Source organism: Haloarchaeobius pelagicus (assembly GCF_051207375.1).
Classification (GTDB): domain Archaea; phylum Halobacteriota; class Halobacteria; order Halobacteriales; family Natrialbaceae; genus Haloarchaeobius.
In genome coordinates this window covers 2,143,876-2,158,371 of the sequence record NZ_JBPJZD010000001.1, presented here as the reverse complement: position 1 = coordinate 2,158,371, position 14,496 = coordinate 2,143,876, and the positions used below count along the sequence as shown (strand labels likewise).

The window sequence follows — 14,496 nt, the reverse complement described above, 5'->3', positions numbered from 1 at the left end:
ATGGTTGTGGGTGAGCTATTCGACTAGGCTTCGGGAGTCTGGCCAGCGCCGTCGTTGTGGCGACACTGCTCGGTGTAGAAGCCGAGGTCGAAGCTCACGGAGTCGGTCTGAATCTCGTTTGCATGGTCGACCGGGAGCCACCACGCGAAACCGATGTGTTGCGTTTCAGAGTTCGCATAACAATCTCGGCCTGCCGCGGTAGGTTCATCAGCAACGATATCCGTGCTGGCGGCAGGATCGAGGGTCAGGTTCTCGTCGGGAACTCCGTCACTGTCGGTATCGTCCCCGCCAACTTCGACGAATGAGCCTTCCGCACGGTTCCCGTCAAGCGGGACGCCAGCAACACCACTGTTGGGTGCCGAGGAACTCAGGACTCTGAGAGTGTCTCTGAGCGATCCGGAGAGGAAGCATTTTTCGCCAACAATCGCCTGGGCGATTTGTGCGAACACCTGTTCTATGTTATCGATATCTGCATCGTCGAAGAAGTCGTCCGAACTGCTGGCGATGGACTGGAGCGTCGTAGCGGTTGCGTCGTCTCCGTAGGCAATCGAGAACACACGGACGCCCTCGTCCTTCGCTGCTTGAGCAGCGTCGATTGCTTCCTGTGCATCATTCGCATTACTCAAGTTTTCCGTTGACCCATCGTCACCCAGTGAACGATTCGCGTTTCCGTCGCTCAACACGACCATAACCTTCTCTGCGGCATCGTCGTCGTTCCCGCTCGGACTCGTCGGTGGAGCGAGGAGATTTTCGTCACCGAGAAGCTCTTCCGCTGCGTACGTGACCCCCGCCTCGATGTTGGTAAACCCGAGGTCGTTGAGATTATCGATGGTGGTGTTTACCTGCGAGAAGTTGTTGGTAAGACGCTCGATGTTGTTGCTATCGATGTTCGTCTCGTATGGGAACAGCGAGACTTGATCGTCGCTATCGAGTGTATTGACGAGGGTCTTCGCTCCATCTTTTGCACTCTGGAACTTGCCCATAGCATTGTCCATCGAACCAGAGACGTCGAAGACGATACTCACGTCAACGTTTCCTGCGACGCCGCCCGGCTCGTAGACGTTATCACCGTCTTCATCGTACCAGAACATCGTCTGGATAGCGTCGAGAAGTTCGACGTCCGAGTCGAGGATGTCTTGGACGGTATCTCCGTCGTTCGTGTTGTACGACTCGTCTTCAGCGCCCATCTCATCGTCGTCGTCGCCTTCGGGGTCAGAATTACCATTCTCAGCTGCGGTGACCGGCTCCCCCTGAAGCCAGAGGTATCCCGGGTTGTCACAGTTGTGGATACTGAGCGTTAGTTCACCGAAGTCTCCCGGTTTGACGTCATCAAGATAGATGAGTGGAGCCCCTTCCATTCCATCTTCGCCATCGGGAATCAGCGTCGTATCTTCTGTCGCACCATCGTCTGTACGCGGGCCGTCACTCAACGTCGGCCCGTTACTCGACCGCGGATCGAGAATCTCTGGCGTGTCCCAAGGCAGTGAACACACGTCGACATCGGTAAGATCGTCCTGGATGCCATCGTTATTCAGGTCTGGCATCGCCTCGATGGAGGTCGCATCTTGGAACGCGTCGACATCTCCCTCAGGAATCGCGATGAGTGGCGCGTTGGGATCGGGCAGCCCGACGTAGCCGTCTGGGATGTTAGCAGGGTCATTATTCGTCATGACGATATCGGACACGGCAGCCGCCTCGTCGTCCGACCAATCGGAGTAATGCTCTTCCCAGTCGACCTTGAGGTCCAGCTCACCGGCGGTGAGCTTGTTCCCCTCGAACGTCTCCGTGTCACTGAAGAACGCGGACGTCCCCAGCCCCGCACCAGAGGCCGCGATACCGGTTGTTCCTATCGCCGCGAGCGCTTTCCGCCGTGAGATTTCGAAGTTCTCACCTGACATTGTTGTTCAATCCCCCTTCTTGGGGAGCCCCACCGGCGGAGTCGAACCACCGAGGGCGCGACCGCCGGTGGCTCCGGCGGCGACCGGCCCTGGTCCTCCGTGAGTTCCTCGTTTCCACCGTTGAGAGGGACCCACTTACTTAATTACCAGAACCGTGTCAAAAGATGTGTTTATGAAGGGATATGCTCGTGATACCCGGTCACAATGTGGAACGAAACCACTGAAACCGGCTTCTGGGCTACGACTGGCTGACGGTCGGCGGAAACGGATGGATACTGGAATTATTCCCGCTATACCGGCCATGTGCAGCGAATTATCTCTCCAATACCGGTCTGGGGCGTATGACTGACAATCGATTACGCTCCTGGCGAGTCGGCCAATAGATTCTTATCTGATGAAGCAGTGATTAATCGTCTGGAAAATTAGATAACGTCCGTATAGCTAATTACATACCACTTGAGGTGCGAGTGTATGTTAGAAGGTCAGCAACTCGGCCTGTCTGTATTCGGGACACGGGGGGAGGGAATCGCAGAGACACAGATACATCATCTGCTGAGCAACGACCGCCGGCGCTGCGTCATCGAGCACCTCAAAGAGGAGCGACCGTGGATGACGTTACGGCAGCTCGCGGACCACATCGCCGAGATAGAGGCGGATGAGTCGCCCGCACCGAGCAACCTCAGGGATAGCGTCTACGTCTCGCTCCACCAGAGCCATCTGCCGAAACTCGACGACGCTGGCATCGTCGAGTACGACAAGGACCGGAAAGAGGTGACCCTCCAGGATACCGCACGACAGGTGGACGTGTACATGGAGGTGGTGAACCGCTGGGGTGTCACGCAGGCGACGTACTATCGCGTGCTCGCGACGGTCGGGCTGGTGACCATCGTCCTCGCGGAGACCGGGAATCTGGCCATGCTGCCCGGGAACACGGTGTTGTACGCGAGTCTCTTCCTGGTTCTCATCGCACTCTCGACGGTGCATCAACTCTGGCAGCATCGCTGGTTCGTCCTGCGGCGGTTGTTCGACTCGAAGGCCAACTGACGCGGTTCCGGGGGGAACCGTTCCAGACTATTGCTCGGCCCACACCTACGTTTTTGACGGATCGTCACGTGCGGCTACCTATGACTGACGAGACAGTGGCCCGTGCGAGGGGAACCCTGCTCGGCCTCGCCTGTGGCGACGCCCTCGGCCGACCGGTGGAGTTCAACTCCCCGGCCAGTATCGAGTCACAGCACGGCCGCCTCGACGAGATGGTCGGCTACGGGACGCACAACCAGCCCGCAGGGACGGTCACCGACGACACCGACATGTTGCTCTGCATCGCGCGGAGTCTCGCCGAGACGGGCGAGTTCGACGGGCACGACGTCGCCGAGCGGTTCCTTGACTGGTACGAGAGCGGCCCCTTCGACATCGGCATCATGACGGCCCAGTCCATCCGGGCGTTCCGTGACGGTGCGGCCTGGGACGAGGCGGGTCGACAGGTTTGGGAAGCCAGTGCAGAAGGCTCGAACGCCGGGAACGGGAGCGTGATGCGCTGTGTGCCCCACGCGCTCGCATTCGGGCACGACCCGGACCGGCTGGTCGCGGTGAGCCGCGAGTCGTCGGCCATCACCCACGCGGACCCGCGGTGTACGTGGGGCTGTGCCCTGCTGAACCTCGTCGTAGCGGACCTGGTCCGGAACGACCCCGAACCGCTCGCCGCGCTCGATGCGGGCCTCGACCGGGTTCGTGACGACGCACCGGCCGAACTCGTCGAGGCCGCGGAAGCCGTCCCGACACTTGATGCTGGCGACCTGCAGAACACGGGCTACGTCGTCACGACCGTCCAGGCGGGACTCTATCACGGTCTGCGGGCCGATTCCGCCGAGGACGCCATCGTCGATGCCGTGGCGATGGGCGGGGACACAGACACCATCGGTGCCGTCGCGGGTGCGGTCGCCGGGGCACGATTCGGCGCGAGTGGACTCCCCGGGGACTGGGTGGACACGGTCACGGTGGCGGCGGACTGTCGTGACCTCGCCGACGCGTTGCTCGCGCTCTCTCGCGACGAGTGACGGCGGAATTCAGCCCTCGCGTCTGCCCCAGACGAGTTTCTCGCGGTCCAGTCGAATCCGCATGTCTCCGGTCACGCTGAGCTGGCAGGAGAGCCGTGGGTAGCCAAAGCGGGCCGCAAGCTCGTCGTGCCAGTGCTCGGCCGGCTGGTCGTCGAGCAGCCGGACACCACAGGTCGCACAGAGGCCGCGTCCGCCGCAGTTCGCCCGTCGCGCCAGCTTCGAATGCGGCGACAGGTCGTGCCGCAGGAGGACGTCGCGGAGTCGTTCGCCGACAGCGGCGACCAGGAGGTGCGTCTCGTCGCGGTCGTGGACTGTGACGTACACGATGTCTTCGCGGTCTGTGGGCCGCTCCTGCCTGATTTCGGGCACGTCCCGCGATACGTGTCGCGAGGACTAAAAGAGACTCAAAACAGCATTTTAGCTTAGGATAGTTAATTGCACCCCCGGTGTGTAGAAGAGAGTGTGCCCCGTGAGAACCCGGCCGTTCGCCGGCTCTCACGCCCCTCGGTCGCCGTACGCGGTCTGTCGGTCGCCGCCACCGACACCGTCGGTCGCAACAGCTACCGGCGAAAGGCACATTCCCGCTGACGTTCGACCCTCCACCGTGACACGCCACGCCCGCGGCGCTTCGGCCCTCCCGTCCACCGCCCTCCCTCTCGACGCCGCCGCCACCAGCGAGACCGAGACGGCTACCTTCGGCCTCGGCTGTTTCTGGGGCCCCGACGCCCGTCTCGGGGTGCGCCCCGGCGTCGTCAGGACCCGCGTCGGCTACGCCGGCGGGTCCACCCCGTCCCCGACCTACCGCGACCTCGGCGACCACACCGAGGTCGTCCAGGTCGACTACAACCCGACAGCGACCAGCTACCGCGACCTGCTGGATTGGTTCTTCCAGGCGCACAACCCCCGCGCCAACTCGCCGATTCGCCAGTACGACAATCTCGTCCTGTGGCACGACGAGGCCCAGCGCGAGGCTGTCGAGGCCGCCGTCGCCGAACGGGAGGCCCGACGCGGACGGCTCACCACCCGCGCCGAGCCACTGGACTCGTTCACCGTCGCCGAGCACTACCACCAGAAGTACCGGCTGCGGAGCGCGCCCGCGGTGTTCGACGCGCTCGCGGCCACCTACAACGACGCGGCCATCCGCGAGTCGACCGTCGCCGCGCGGCTCAACGGCCTGGTCGCGGGCTACGGGTCCCTTGCCTTGCTCGACGACGAGGGCGGGGAATTCGGGCTCCCGGAGGACCTGCTGGCGCGGCTGCGCGACCGGCTGGAGTGAGGGCGTCGTTGCCTGTCGGTTGATACGTCGTCGCCGCCTCTCTCTGGTATGGACGTACCACTCCACGAGACCCTGGACGGCCAGGTGGCACTGGTCACCGGGGCGAACCGGGGGATCGGCGCACGCATCGCGGCAGAACTCGACGCCCTCGGGGCCGTCGTCTACGCGGGGGTCCGGAATGCCGAGTACGACGCGCCGGGCGACCAGCGCGCGCTCGAGCTCGACGTGACCGACGAGGAGGCAATCCGGGCCGCCGTCTCCTGCATCGAGGTCGAGGCCGACCGGCTCGACGTGCTCGTGAACAACGCGGCCATCTCGGACCCTTCGGGGTCGACGCTGCTCGACGAGTCGGTCTCGGATATCGATGCGGTGCTGGAGACCAACCTTCGCGGCCCGATGGTTCTCACGAAGTTCGCGCTCCCGCTCCTCCTGCGGAACCCCGGTGGCCGCGTCGTCAACGTCTCCAGCGGTATGGGCGCGCTCGGCGAGGAGATGACCGGTGGCGCACCCGCCTACCGCGTCTCGAAGACCGGCCTGAACGGGCTGACGGCGTACCTGCACGGCGAGTATCACACCGACGGGCTCCTCGCCAACTCGGCCTGTCCCGGCTGGGTCCGGACCGACATGGGCGGCGAGAGCGCGCCCCGGAGCGTCGAGCAGGGCGCAGAGACGCCCGTCTGGCTCGCCCGCTTCGCCCCCGACGCTCCCGGCGGCCGCTTCTGGCGGGACCGCGAAATCGTCGACTGGTAGGCTAACGAGACGTTAGACGAGTCCCATGGGCGATTAGCCATGCCCTGTGCTATCGTACGACCCGTTATGACGAAACGAATCCTCGTCGTCGGCGCGACCGGGCGACAGGGCGGCGCGGTCGTCGACGCGCTTCTGTCCGGTGTGTACGGTGACTTCGGCGTCTACGCCATGACACGTGACGTAAAGAGCGACCGCGCCGTCGAACTCCGGCGGCTCGGTGCGCGCATCGTCCCGGGCGACCTCGACCGCCCGGGCTCGTATCGCCCGTACTTCGACCAGGTCGACGGCGCGTTCCTCGTCACCGACAGCGCGGACGACGAGTACGACCGCGAAGTGCAACGGGGCACCGACTTCGTCGACGCGGCGGCCAAGGCCGACCTCGAACACCTCGTGTTCGCCTCGGCCCTGGGCGCGGACTTCTACGCCGGTATCGACGTCCTCGACGCCAAGCTCGCCATCGAGCGCCACATCCGCGACCGCGGCGTTCCGGCCACCGTCATCCGGCCGGGCGTGTTCGTCCAGAACTTCGAAGCCCAGCGCGAGTCTATCCGCGACGGCAAGATCGCCTGGCCGGTGTCTCCGAACACCCCACTCCCGCTTGTCGACGTGCACGACGTGGGCGAGGTCGCTGCCAAGGCGTTCGCACACCCCGAGCGCTTCGTCGGCGAAGACGTCGACCTCGCGGGCGACCTGTTGACCCTGCCCGAGATAGCGGAGGCCTACAGCGCGGCCCTCCGTCGCGATGTCGAACCCATCCACCTCTCGACCGAAGCGGGGCGTGAGCGTTTCGGCGACACCATCGCGGAGCTGTACGCCTGGATCGACGGGATGGGCGGCCTGACGTTCGACTCGACCCACCTGGAGGAACTCGAGATCGACCCGCGGTCGCTCCGGGACGCACTGGACGCTGGCGACTGGAAGCCGACGCCCGCACTGCCCTGAGACCCCCACGAAACTTTTACCGAACTGACCTGAACCCCCGGACATGCAGCGACGTACCCTCCTGTCGACCGTCGGGTCGGCACTGTCCCTCTCGGCTGCGGGCTGTCTGTCGTCGTTCGAGGCCGGCACGGACGACGATGGTGCCGGCTCGACCGGTCGAGACAGGACGACCCCGGCCGCACAGACCGGTACCCCGGCCCATGCAACCTGCGAGGACGAGTTCACCAGTCCGAAGATCGACGCTGCCCCCGAGTTCCCCGCGGCGCTCGCCGAGGATGAGGTCTCGACCTACGTGGAAGCGGTCGAACGGACGCTCGTCCTGCCGCCGGAGAACCAGATATCCGATGGCTACGTGAGTATCGGCACCATCACGGTGGAATCGGTCGACCACGGCTACCTCGCCACGGTACCCGTCACGGGCGGGTACTACAACGAGGCGGGCGAGGGAACGCCGACCCTCCACGCGGACCTCGGCCACCACACCGCGATGTACTTCCTCAACCAGCAGGTGCTCCGGCGGACGGTGGCGACCGGCGATACCGAACCGAGTGACCCGCGCGAGTCAGGGACGCTCCTCCGGTGTCGACCCACCTGAGAAGCGAAAAGAGAGTCGTTCTTACTCCAGCACGACCAGCACGTCGCCCATATCGACGCTCTGTCCCTCGCTGATGGCTATCTGGGAGACGGTGCCGCCGCGGGAGGCGACGATGTCGTTCTCCATCTTCATCGCCTCGAGCACGCAGAGCACGTCGCCCGAGGCCACCTCGTCGCCTTCACCGACCTCGACCGAGAGGATGGTCCCCTGCATCTCGGCCTCGACGACCTCGCCGTCGCCCTCGACCTCGACGCTGCTGCCGCCGGCGTCGCCGCCACTGCCGCCCGAGTCTGCGGGTCGCTTCGGGCCGCCGCTCTTCTGGCCGCCGATGGGCATCGCGCCGCGCTCTTCGAGGTTGACCTCGAAGCGCTTGCCGTTGACCTCGACGGTGAACTCGCGCTCGACGACGTCCTCGTCGTCGCCGCCCGAACTGCTCTCGGAGCCCCACTGCTCCTGTGCCTCGACGATGCGGTCTTTGTCCATCTCCTCGTCGAGGTAGTTGGTCGTGTGCGTCCCGGCGACGAAGCGCTCGTCGGTGAGCATCAGCCGGTGGAACGGGACGATGGTCGTCACGCCCTCGATCTTGTACTCGCGCAGGGCGCGCAGCGAGCGCTCGAGACACTCGTCGCGGTCCTCGCCCCAGACGACGAGCTTCGCGATCATCGAGTCGTAGTCGGTGACGATCTTGTCGCCCTGGCGGAGCGCGTCGTCCATGCGGACGCCCGGGCCGCCCGGCGGGTCGTAGACGGTGAGCTTGCCGCCCGGTGCGGGCGAGAAGTCGTTCGCGGCGTTCTCCGCGTTGATGCGGAACTCCATCGCGTGCCCGTCGATGTCGACGTCGTCCTGCGAGAAGGACAGCTCCTCGCCGGCGGCGACCTTGAGCTGCCACTTCACGATGTCGATGCCCGTGATCTCCTCGGTGACGGTGTGTTCGACCTGGATGCGCGTGTTCACTTCGAGGAAGTAGAACTCGCCCTCTTCCACGAGGAACTCGACGGTCCCGGCGTTGACGTAGTCGGACTCTTTGACACCGCGACGGGCGGCCTCGCCGATGCGCTCGCGCAGGTCGTCGGAGAGGGCCGGCGACGGCCCCTCCTCGATGACCTTCTGGTGGCGGCGCTGGAGCGAGCAGTCACGTTCGCCGAGGTGGCGGACGTTGCCGTGCTGGTCCGCGACGATCTGGACCTCGATGTGGCGCGGGGATTCGAGGTAGCGCTCGAGGTACACCGAGTCGTTGTCGAAGTACGCCTCACCCTCGCGCTTCGCGGACGTGAGCTGGTCCTCCGCCTCGTCGGCGCTCTGGACGACCTTCATCCCGCGGCCGCCACCGCCACCCTCCGCCTTGATGGCGATGGGGTAGCCGTGTTCCTCACCGAACTCCTTGACCTCCTCCGGCGACTCCACCGGGTCGGTCGTCCCGGGGACGATGGGCACGTCGGCGGACTGCATGACCTTACGCGCTTTCGTCTTCTCGCCGAGTTGCTCCATCGACTCGGAGCTCGGGCCGATCCACGTGATACCGTCCTCGGCTTCGACCTTGCTCGCGAACGTCGCGTTCTCCGCGAGGAAGCCGTAGCCCGGGTGGATGGCGTCGGCGTCGGCCTTCCGGGCCGCCTCGATGACCGCCTCGTGGTCGAGGTACGAGTCGGCCGCGCGGGCAGGCCCGACGTTGTACGCTTCGTCGGCGTAGCGGACGTGTCCGCCGTCCTTGTCGGCCTCACTGTAGACGGCGACCGTGGAGACGTTGAGTTCTTCGCAGGCGCGCATGACTCGCACTGCGATCTCACCTCGGTTCGCGACGAGAACCTTCCTGAACATTCTTGGCCGAACCCACTCACAGAGGCCACCTTACTTTGTCGGTTCGCAAGACCTGCCGGAACCCGGCAATGACTCTCGGAGAAAATGAGGTGTTGCGGACTGAGCCGTCGATTCGGGGCGATATCGACTCACTGCAGGCGGGTCGGGGCCCTCAGTCGCGCCGGTCGCCCTCGACCAGCCGGCGCATGACTGCCACCTCCGCCTTCCGGAGGTGGTTCGACGCGGTCGAGGGCGCACAGTCGAGCGCGTCGGCGACGGCTTCGAGCGAGCCGGTCCGGGGCACGTCGTAGTAGCCAACGTCGACCGCAACGGAGACGGCTTCACGCTGTCTCGCGGTCATGGAGCCGGCGAGGCGGGGGTGCCGGGCGTCGAACTCGCCGATCTCGTTGACCGTGACGTCTATCTCGTCCGGGAGGCCGTCGAGCATGGTCTGGAGGTCCTCGGACGACCCGATGACCGTCATCCGCATCGCGGCCTCCGTGTCGTAGACGATGGGTGGGAGCACCAGGAGGTTCAACGCGACGAACGCCTCGCGCCACTCCACGTCGATGTCACGGATATCCTGGCAGGCGTAGATGTAGAACGACCCGTCGTCGACGGGCGTGAGGTCGTACCAGTGGATGGAGTCGACGGCGTCGATGGCCGGCTCGTACTGCTCGCGGTCGGCCTCGACGTAGAACAGTTCGTACTCGATGCCCTGTTCTCGCTGGACGTTCCAGGTCAGGAGCTCCTCGTACTGGACGACGTCCTCGTGCCGGATGAACGACTGCATCGGGTGGAGCATCCAGTCGGGTTGCCGGATGCGGACGTCGAGGTAGCGCATACGTCGTACTGTCGGACGAACGACGAAAACGGTATCGAAGCCGCTTAAAAGGAGGCTAGCTCCTTCGACAGAACCGGCTTGCCAACGTCCCGCGTCTCTCCACCTGTGATGGCGCACTCAGGTCCACAGGAGAGGCAGGACGACGCCGACCACGCCGCTACCGACGAGTTCCCACCGGGCCCGGACGGGCTCCCACTTCTCGGGAACACCCTCCAGCTGGCGTCGGACCCGGCGACGTTCTACGACGTGCTCGAACCCTTCGGCGACGTGGTCGCCTACAGCGCCGGCGGTATGCAGTTCTGCACCCTCCTCCACCCCGACTACATCGAGCAGGTCCTCGTGACCGACGCCGACAGGTTCGGCAAGTGGGGTCTGACCGACTTCGGGATGGAATTCGCAGCCGAGGGCATCCTGTTCACCGAGGGCGAGCAGTGGAAGCGCCAGCGCACCATGGCACAGCCGGCGTTCCAGCTCGACCGCATCCGCGGCTACGGCGAGAGTATGAGGGCCTTCGCCGCGGCGCTGGCCGACGGCTGGGATGACGGCGAGGTCGTTTCGGCGACCGACACCTTCTCCGACCTGACGCTTCGCATCCTCACGAAGTCGCTGTTCGACCTGGACCTCAGCGAGAGCGACCGGGGCACGGTCGTCACCCGCGCCGCGGCCGAGTTCAACCGGTGGGTCGAGCCCTCGCTTTCGACGTTCGTCCTGCCGAACTGGGTCCCGACGCCCCAGCGCCGCCGACTCGACCGGTCGATGCGGGCGTTCGAGCGACTGGTCGACGACCTCATCTCGGAGCGGTCGGCGGCCGACGCCGACCACGACGACCTGCTCGCGATGCTCCTCTCGGCCCGTGGAGAGGGCGACAGCATCTCCGATACGGAGCTTCGCGACACGATGATGACGTTCCTCTTCGCCGGCCACGAGACCACGTCGCTCGCGCTCACCTACACCTGCTATCTGCTCGCAGAGCACCCGGACGTTGCCGACCGTCTCCGGGGCGAAATCGACGAGGTGGTCGGCGACGATTCCGTTGACGTGCTCGACCTCCCCGCCCTCTCGTTCCTCGACCGGGTCGTCACGGAGTCGCTGCGGCTCTATCCGCCGGCGTACATCCTCTTTCGGGAGGTCCGCAAGGACGTAGAGATCGGCGGATACCGCATCCCCGAGGGGACGAAGCTCAGTCTCCCCCTGTTCCGCATCCACCGGGACCCGCGGTGGTACGACGACCCCGACAGCTTCCGCCCAGACCGCTGGACCGACGAGTTCGAGGACTCCCTGCCGGAGTACGCCTACTTCCCGTTCGGCGGCGGTCCCAGACACTGCATCGGGATGCGCTTCGCCCGGATGGAGCTGAAACTGGTGCTCGCGACGCTGGTCCAGCGCTGCCGGTTCGAGTATCTGGGTGAGGAACCGCCACAGCCGACGATGGGCGCGACCTACCAGCCCGAGGGCGAAGTCGAGTTGCGGGTCGAAAAGCGGTGAGGGGCTACTCGCCGGTCGCTCCCCGCCCCAGCGTCGCCTCGACCATCGCTCGCTCCGCCTTCCGCAACAGCGTCGAGGCCGCGCTCTCGGAACACGAGAGCGCCTCGGCGACCTCGGCAAGCGTCCCTTCCCGTGGCACGTCGTAGTAGCCGAGCCGGTACGCCGCCTCCATCGCCTGGAACTGCCGAGTGGTGAGTCGCCCCGCCAGCGAGCCCGGCCGGTGCTGGTGCTCGCCCACGCGCTCGACCTCGAACTCGATACCCTCGGGGAACCCGGCCACGACCTTCTGGAGTTCCTCGGGGTCGCCGAGGACGGTCAACTGGACGTCCCCGTAGGGTGTGAACACGATGGGTGGTACCAGGACGATATCGTGGCCCTCCAGCGCCGCGGTCCAGGCCCGTGTGTCCGGCCCGGCCTCCATCTCGGCGTAGGCGTAGAACGTCTCGTCGTCGACCGGCGTCACGTCGACCGCGTTGACCATCGGGAGCGACTCGAGCCCGGCCAGACAGGCGTCGAGGTCGCCGACGACCAGCGACAGGAAGTGGTCGACGCCGCGCTCCTCGTCGGTGTGCCACGCGAGCACCTCCTCGCGAACGAAGTCCTCGCCGAGTTCGAGGTCGTCGGGCACCGGCAGCCGGAACTCCGGGGGCAGGTGGACCGTGACGTCGAGCGATTGCACGGGTAGAGGCGCACCGGGAACTTATAAAAAAGTTACACAGTTCACGGCAAGGACGAGGCTCGTCTCGGCCCTCCATTCACACGATGGCAGAGCACCACTCGCTGCAGGAGTCCCCCCAGTCCGGCACCATGACTGCTCGCTCGCCGCCCGCACCCGATGGCCTGCCCGTGCTCGACCACACCATCGGGTTCCTCTGCGACGGCATCGACTTCGGGAACCGGATGGCCAACCACGGCGACGTGGTCGCGTTCGACGCCATGGGAATCTCGTTCGTCGCGGTGTACGACCCCGACCTCGTCCAGCAGGTACTCGTCGACCGGAACGACGAGTTCCGGAAAGGCGACTACGAGACTGCCTTCGGCGACCTCATCGCGCCCGACGGACTGGCGTTCACCGAGGGCGAGCAGTGGCGGCGAGACCGCCAGCTCCTCCAGCCCGCGTTCACTCCCCGACACATCCAGTCGTTCGCGGACACCATGGTCGCCCGGACCGCGGATGCCGCGGACGATTGGGCAGCCGCGGGAACGGTCGACCTCCGGCAGGCCGCCTCCGACCTCACGCTCGACATCCTCGTCGGGACGCTGTTCGACCTCGACCTCGACGCCGAGCGCGGGCAGGTCGTCCAGGCCGTGCTCGACGCGCTCGACGACCGTATCAGCGGGCTCTCGATGGTCGCGCCGGGGTGGCTGCCGACGCCGGCGAAGCGCCGGTTCGAGCGGCGCATGGCCGACCTCGACGAGATGGTCGCCGCACTGGTTCGCGAGCGACGCCGGTCGGGTGTCGAGGCGGGGACCGGTGCCGACCTCCTCGACACCCTGCTCGCCGCCGAGTATCCCGACGGCTCGACGATGGACGCCGGGCAGGTCCGCGACCAGCTCGTCACGTTCCTCGGCGCGGGTCACGAGACGACCGCGGTCGCGCTCACCTACACAGTCTGGTTGCTGGCCGGCGACTCGGCGGTGCGAGACCGACTCGACGCGGAACTCGATGCGGTCTGTGCCGACGCCGACCCGACGTTCGGCGACCTCCCTGCCCTCGAATACGCCGAGGCCATCGTGACGGAAGCACTCCGCCTGTACCCGCCGGTGTACGCTATCTACCGGCAGCCCGTCGCGGACACGATTCTCGGCGGCTACGAACTCTCCGCGGACCAGACGCTCGTCCTCGGGACGTACCAGATTCACAGGGATTCGCGCTGGTGGGACGACCCCGACGCGTTCCGACCCGAACGGTGGCTTGGTGACGAAGACGACGGCGAGGACCGTCCAGAGTACGCCTACGTCCCGTTCGGGGGCGGTCCCAGACATTGCATCGGGATGCGCTTCGCCCGGATGGAACTCACGCTCGCGTTGGCGACGCTGGCTCGCAATCTCGAGTTCGAGCGGGTCACCGAGGAACTGGACCCGTCGGCGGAGGTGACCCTCGACCCGGGTGAGGTTCGGATGCGGGTCACGTCGCGAGAGTGACGCCGAACCGGCGACCCATTTAAATTGCCTAGCCAGTGCGACCGAAGTCGCACTGCCGCTCGCCTCCCTCTGTCAGCCATGGAAGACGCACTGCTCTGGGGTTGCTTCGGACTCGGCCTCCTCGCCAGTCTGGGGAACCTCACCGGCTTTCTCACCAGTTTACTGACCGAGTATCGCTACTGGCCGCCGGGCGAGCGCGACTGGCGCTACTACGTCCACTGGACCCTCTCGAACCTGCTGAACGTCGCCTTCGTCGGCGTCGCGTACCTGGACTGGAACAGTCTGGGGCTGCCACGCCCGACCAGCCTCTACGCCGGACTCGCACTGTTCGTCCCGTTCTACCTCGCCGCCCTTGCCGCCGGCCTCGACCTCGGGGGCGAGGAGACGATGGGCCTCTCGGGCGACCTCCGGACCGGCGGCTGGTACCGCTACTCTCGGAACCCGCAGTACGTCTGCTACATGGTCGCGACCATCGGGTTCGCGCTGCTCGTGAACTCGGTTCTCGTGACGATTCTCGCCGTCATCTTCGCCTCGTGGTGGGTCCTGCTCCCCTTCGTCGAGGAGCCCTGGCTCCGCGAGGAGTACGGCGAGGAATACGACCAGTACGCCTCGCGGGTCCCGCGGTTCGTCGGCCTCGGGACGCTCCGGGCGCTGTCCGGGGGCGGTCTCCATCGCCACCAGCGCGAGTAAGCTGCTTGCTGGAAACC

General features: G+C 65.8%; 14 protein-coding genes. 9 read left to right on the top strand and 5 right to left on the bottom strand.

Annotation, left to right across the window (positions count from 1 at the left end; genetic code table 11):
- Positions 1-23: 23 nt before the first annotated feature.
- On the bottom strand, positions 24-1,898 hold the full coding sequence (locus tag ACSC1S_RS11260; protein WP_435364373.1) for a vWA domain-containing protein: 1,875 nt from the start codon (positions 1,896-1,898) through the stop codon (positions 24-26).
- Positions 1,899-2,369: 471 nt separating this feature from the next.
- On the opposite strand from ACSC1S_RS11260, the gene ACSC1S_RS11255 reads away from it, so the two are divergent.
- Both ACSC1S_RS11255 and ACSC1S_RS11250 read left to right on the top strand, forming a co-directional pair.
- Positions 2,370-2,942: a DUF7344 domain-containing protein gene (locus ACSC1S_RS11255; RefSeq protein WP_435364372.1), complete on the top strand. Its 573-nt coding sequence runs from the start codon at positions 2,370-2,372 to the stop codon at positions 2,940-2,942.
- 80 nt (positions 2,943-3,022) lie between these two features.
- Complete coding sequence (locus ACSC1S_RS11250) at positions 3,023-3,955, top strand: ADP-ribosylglycohydrolase family protein (RefSeq protein ID WP_435364371.1); 933 nt, start codon at positions 3,023-3,025, stop codon at positions 3,953-3,955.
- A gap of 9 nt (positions 3,956-3,964) precedes the next feature.
- On the opposite strand, the gene ACSC1S_RS11245 is transcribed toward ACSC1S_RS11250, so the two are convergent.
- The gene (locus ACSC1S_RS11245; RefSeq protein WP_435320257.1) at positions 3,965-4,282 is read right to left on the bottom strand and encodes a 2Fe-2S iron-sulfur cluster-binding protein; all 318 of its coding nucleotides are present in this window, start codon (positions 4,280-4,282) and stop codon (positions 3,965-3,967) included.
- 277 nt (positions 4,283-4,559) lie between these two features.
- Here ACSC1S_RS11245 and ACSC1S_RS11240 point away from each other — a divergent pair, with 277 nt between their 5' ends.
- The 4 genes from ACSC1S_RS11240 to ACSC1S_RS11225 all read left to right on the top strand — a co-directional run bounded on the left by ACSC1S_RS11240 (position 4,560) and on the right by ACSC1S_RS11225 (position 7,518).
- Positions 4,560-5,231 carry a peptide-methionine (S)-S-oxide reductase MsrA gene (locus tag ACSC1S_RS11240; protein WP_435364370.1) on the top strand — a complete coding sequence of 224 codons (672 nt, stop codon included), beginning with the start codon at positions 4,560-4,562 and terminating at the stop codon, positions 5,229-5,231.
- Positions 5,232-5,279: 48 nt separating this feature from the next.
- The gene (locus ACSC1S_RS11235) at positions 5,280-5,981 is read left to right on the top strand and encodes an SDR family NAD(P)-dependent oxidoreductase (protein WP_435364369.1); all 702 of its coding nucleotides are present in this window, start codon (positions 5,280-5,282) and stop codon (positions 5,979-5,981) included.
- A gap of 66 nt (positions 5,982-6,047) precedes the next feature.
- Entirely contained in the window at positions 6,048-6,923 is an 876-nt protein-coding gene (locus tag ACSC1S_RS11230; protein WP_435364368.1) for an NmrA/HSCARG family protein, read from the top strand.
- 43 nt (positions 6,924-6,966) lie between these two features.
- The gene (locus tag ACSC1S_RS11225) at positions 6,967-7,518 is read left to right on the top strand and encodes a hypothetical protein (RefSeq protein WP_435364367.1); all 552 of its coding nucleotides are present in this window, start codon (positions 6,967-6,969) and stop codon (positions 7,516-7,518) included.
- A gap of 21 nt (positions 7,519-7,539) precedes the next feature.
- Here ACSC1S_RS11225 and ACSC1S_RS11220 read toward each other — a convergent pair whose 3' ends face one another.
- Both ACSC1S_RS11220 and ACSC1S_RS11215 read right to left on the bottom strand, forming a co-directional pair.
- Positions 7,540-9,336 carry an acetyl-CoA carboxylase biotin carboxylase subunit gene (locus ACSC1S_RS11220; protein ID WP_435364366.1) on the bottom strand — a complete coding sequence of 599 codons (1,797 nt, stop codon included), beginning with the start codon at positions 9,334-9,336 and terminating at the stop codon, positions 7,540-7,542.
- Positions 9,337-9,487: 151 nt separating this feature from the next.
- Positions 9,488-10,159 (bottom strand): helix-turn-helix domain-containing protein, encoded by a 672-nt coding sequence (locus tag ACSC1S_RS11215; RefSeq protein WP_435364365.1) that lies wholly within the window; start codon positions 10,157-10,159, stop codon positions 9,488-9,490.
- 108 nt (positions 10,160-10,267) lie between these two features.
- Here ACSC1S_RS11215 and ACSC1S_RS11210 point away from each other — a divergent pair, with 108 nt between their 5' ends.
- On the top strand, positions 10,268-11,644 hold the full coding sequence (locus tag ACSC1S_RS11210; protein WP_435364364.1) for a cytochrome P450: 1,377 nt from the start codon (positions 10,268-10,270) through the stop codon (positions 11,642-11,644).
- Positions 11,645-11,648: 4 nt separating this feature from the next.
- Here ACSC1S_RS11210 and ACSC1S_RS11205 read toward each other — a convergent pair whose 3' ends face one another.
- Complete coding sequence (locus ACSC1S_RS11205; RefSeq protein ID WP_435364363.1) at positions 11,649-12,323, bottom strand: helix-turn-helix domain-containing protein; 675 nt, start codon at positions 12,321-12,323, stop codon at positions 11,649-11,651.
- 83 nt (positions 12,324-12,406) lie between these two features.
- Here ACSC1S_RS11205 and ACSC1S_RS11200 point away from each other — a divergent pair, with 83 nt between their 5' ends.
- Both ACSC1S_RS11200 and ACSC1S_RS11195 read left to right on the top strand, forming a co-directional pair.
- Complete coding sequence (locus tag ACSC1S_RS11200) at positions 12,407-13,789, top strand: cytochrome P450 (RefSeq protein WP_435364362.1); 1,383 nt, start codon at positions 12,407-12,409, stop codon at positions 13,787-13,789.
- 78 nt (positions 13,790-13,867) lie between these two features.
- A complete protein-coding gene (locus tag ACSC1S_RS11195; RefSeq protein WP_435364361.1) occupies positions 13,868-14,479 on the top strand; it encodes a methyltransferase family protein in 612 nt (203 codons plus the stop codon).
- The last annotated feature ends 17 nt before the right edge of the window (positions 14,480-14,496 follow it).

Excerpts from the sequence above, each read along its gene's own strand:
- ACSC1S_RS11215 (WP_435364365.1), bottom strand. The coding sequence starts at position 10,159 with ATGCGCTACCTCGACGTCCGCATCCGGCAACCCGACTGGATGCTCCAC.
- ACSC1S_RS11220 (WP_435364366.1), bottom strand. The coding sequence starts at position 9,336 with ATGTTCAGGAAGGTTCTCGTCGCGAACCGAGGTGAGATCGCAGTGCGA.
- ACSC1S_RS11225 (WP_435364367.1), top strand. The coding sequence starts at position 6,967 with ATGCAGCGACGTACCCTCCTGTCGACCGTCGGGTCGGCACTGTCCCTC.
- ACSC1S_RS11210 (WP_435364364.1), top strand. The coding sequence starts at position 10,268 with ATGGCGCACTCAGGTCCACAGGAGAGGCAGGACGACGCCGACCACGCC.
- ACSC1S_RS11260 (WP_435364373.1), bottom strand. The coding sequence starts at position 1,898 with ATGTCAGGTGAGAACTTCGAAATCTCACGGCGGAAAGCGCTCGCGGCG.
- ACSC1S_RS11250 (WP_435364371.1), top strand. The coding sequence starts at position 3,023 with ATGACTGACGAGACAGTGGCCCGTGCGAGGGGAACCCTGCTCGGCCTC.
- ACSC1S_RS11235 (WP_435364369.1), top strand. The coding sequence starts at position 5,280 with ATGGACGTACCACTCCACGAGACCCTGGACGGCCAGGTGGCACTGGTC.
- ACSC1S_RS11255 (WP_435364372.1), top strand. The coding sequence starts at position 2,370 with ATGTTAGAAGGTCAGCAACTCGGCCTGTCTGTATTCGGGACACGGGGG.
- ACSC1S_RS11200 (WP_435364362.1), top strand. The coding sequence starts at position 12,407 with ATGGCAGAGCACCACTCGCTGCAGGAGTCCCCCCAGTCCGGCACCATG.
- ACSC1S_RS11195 (WP_435364361.1), top strand. The coding sequence starts at position 13,868 with ATGGAAGACGCACTGCTCTGGGGTTGCTTCGGACTCGGCCTCCTCGCC.
- ACSC1S_RS11230 (WP_435364368.1), top strand. The coding sequence starts at position 6,048 with ATGACGAAACGAATCCTCGTCGTCGGCGCGACCGGGCGACAGGGCGGC.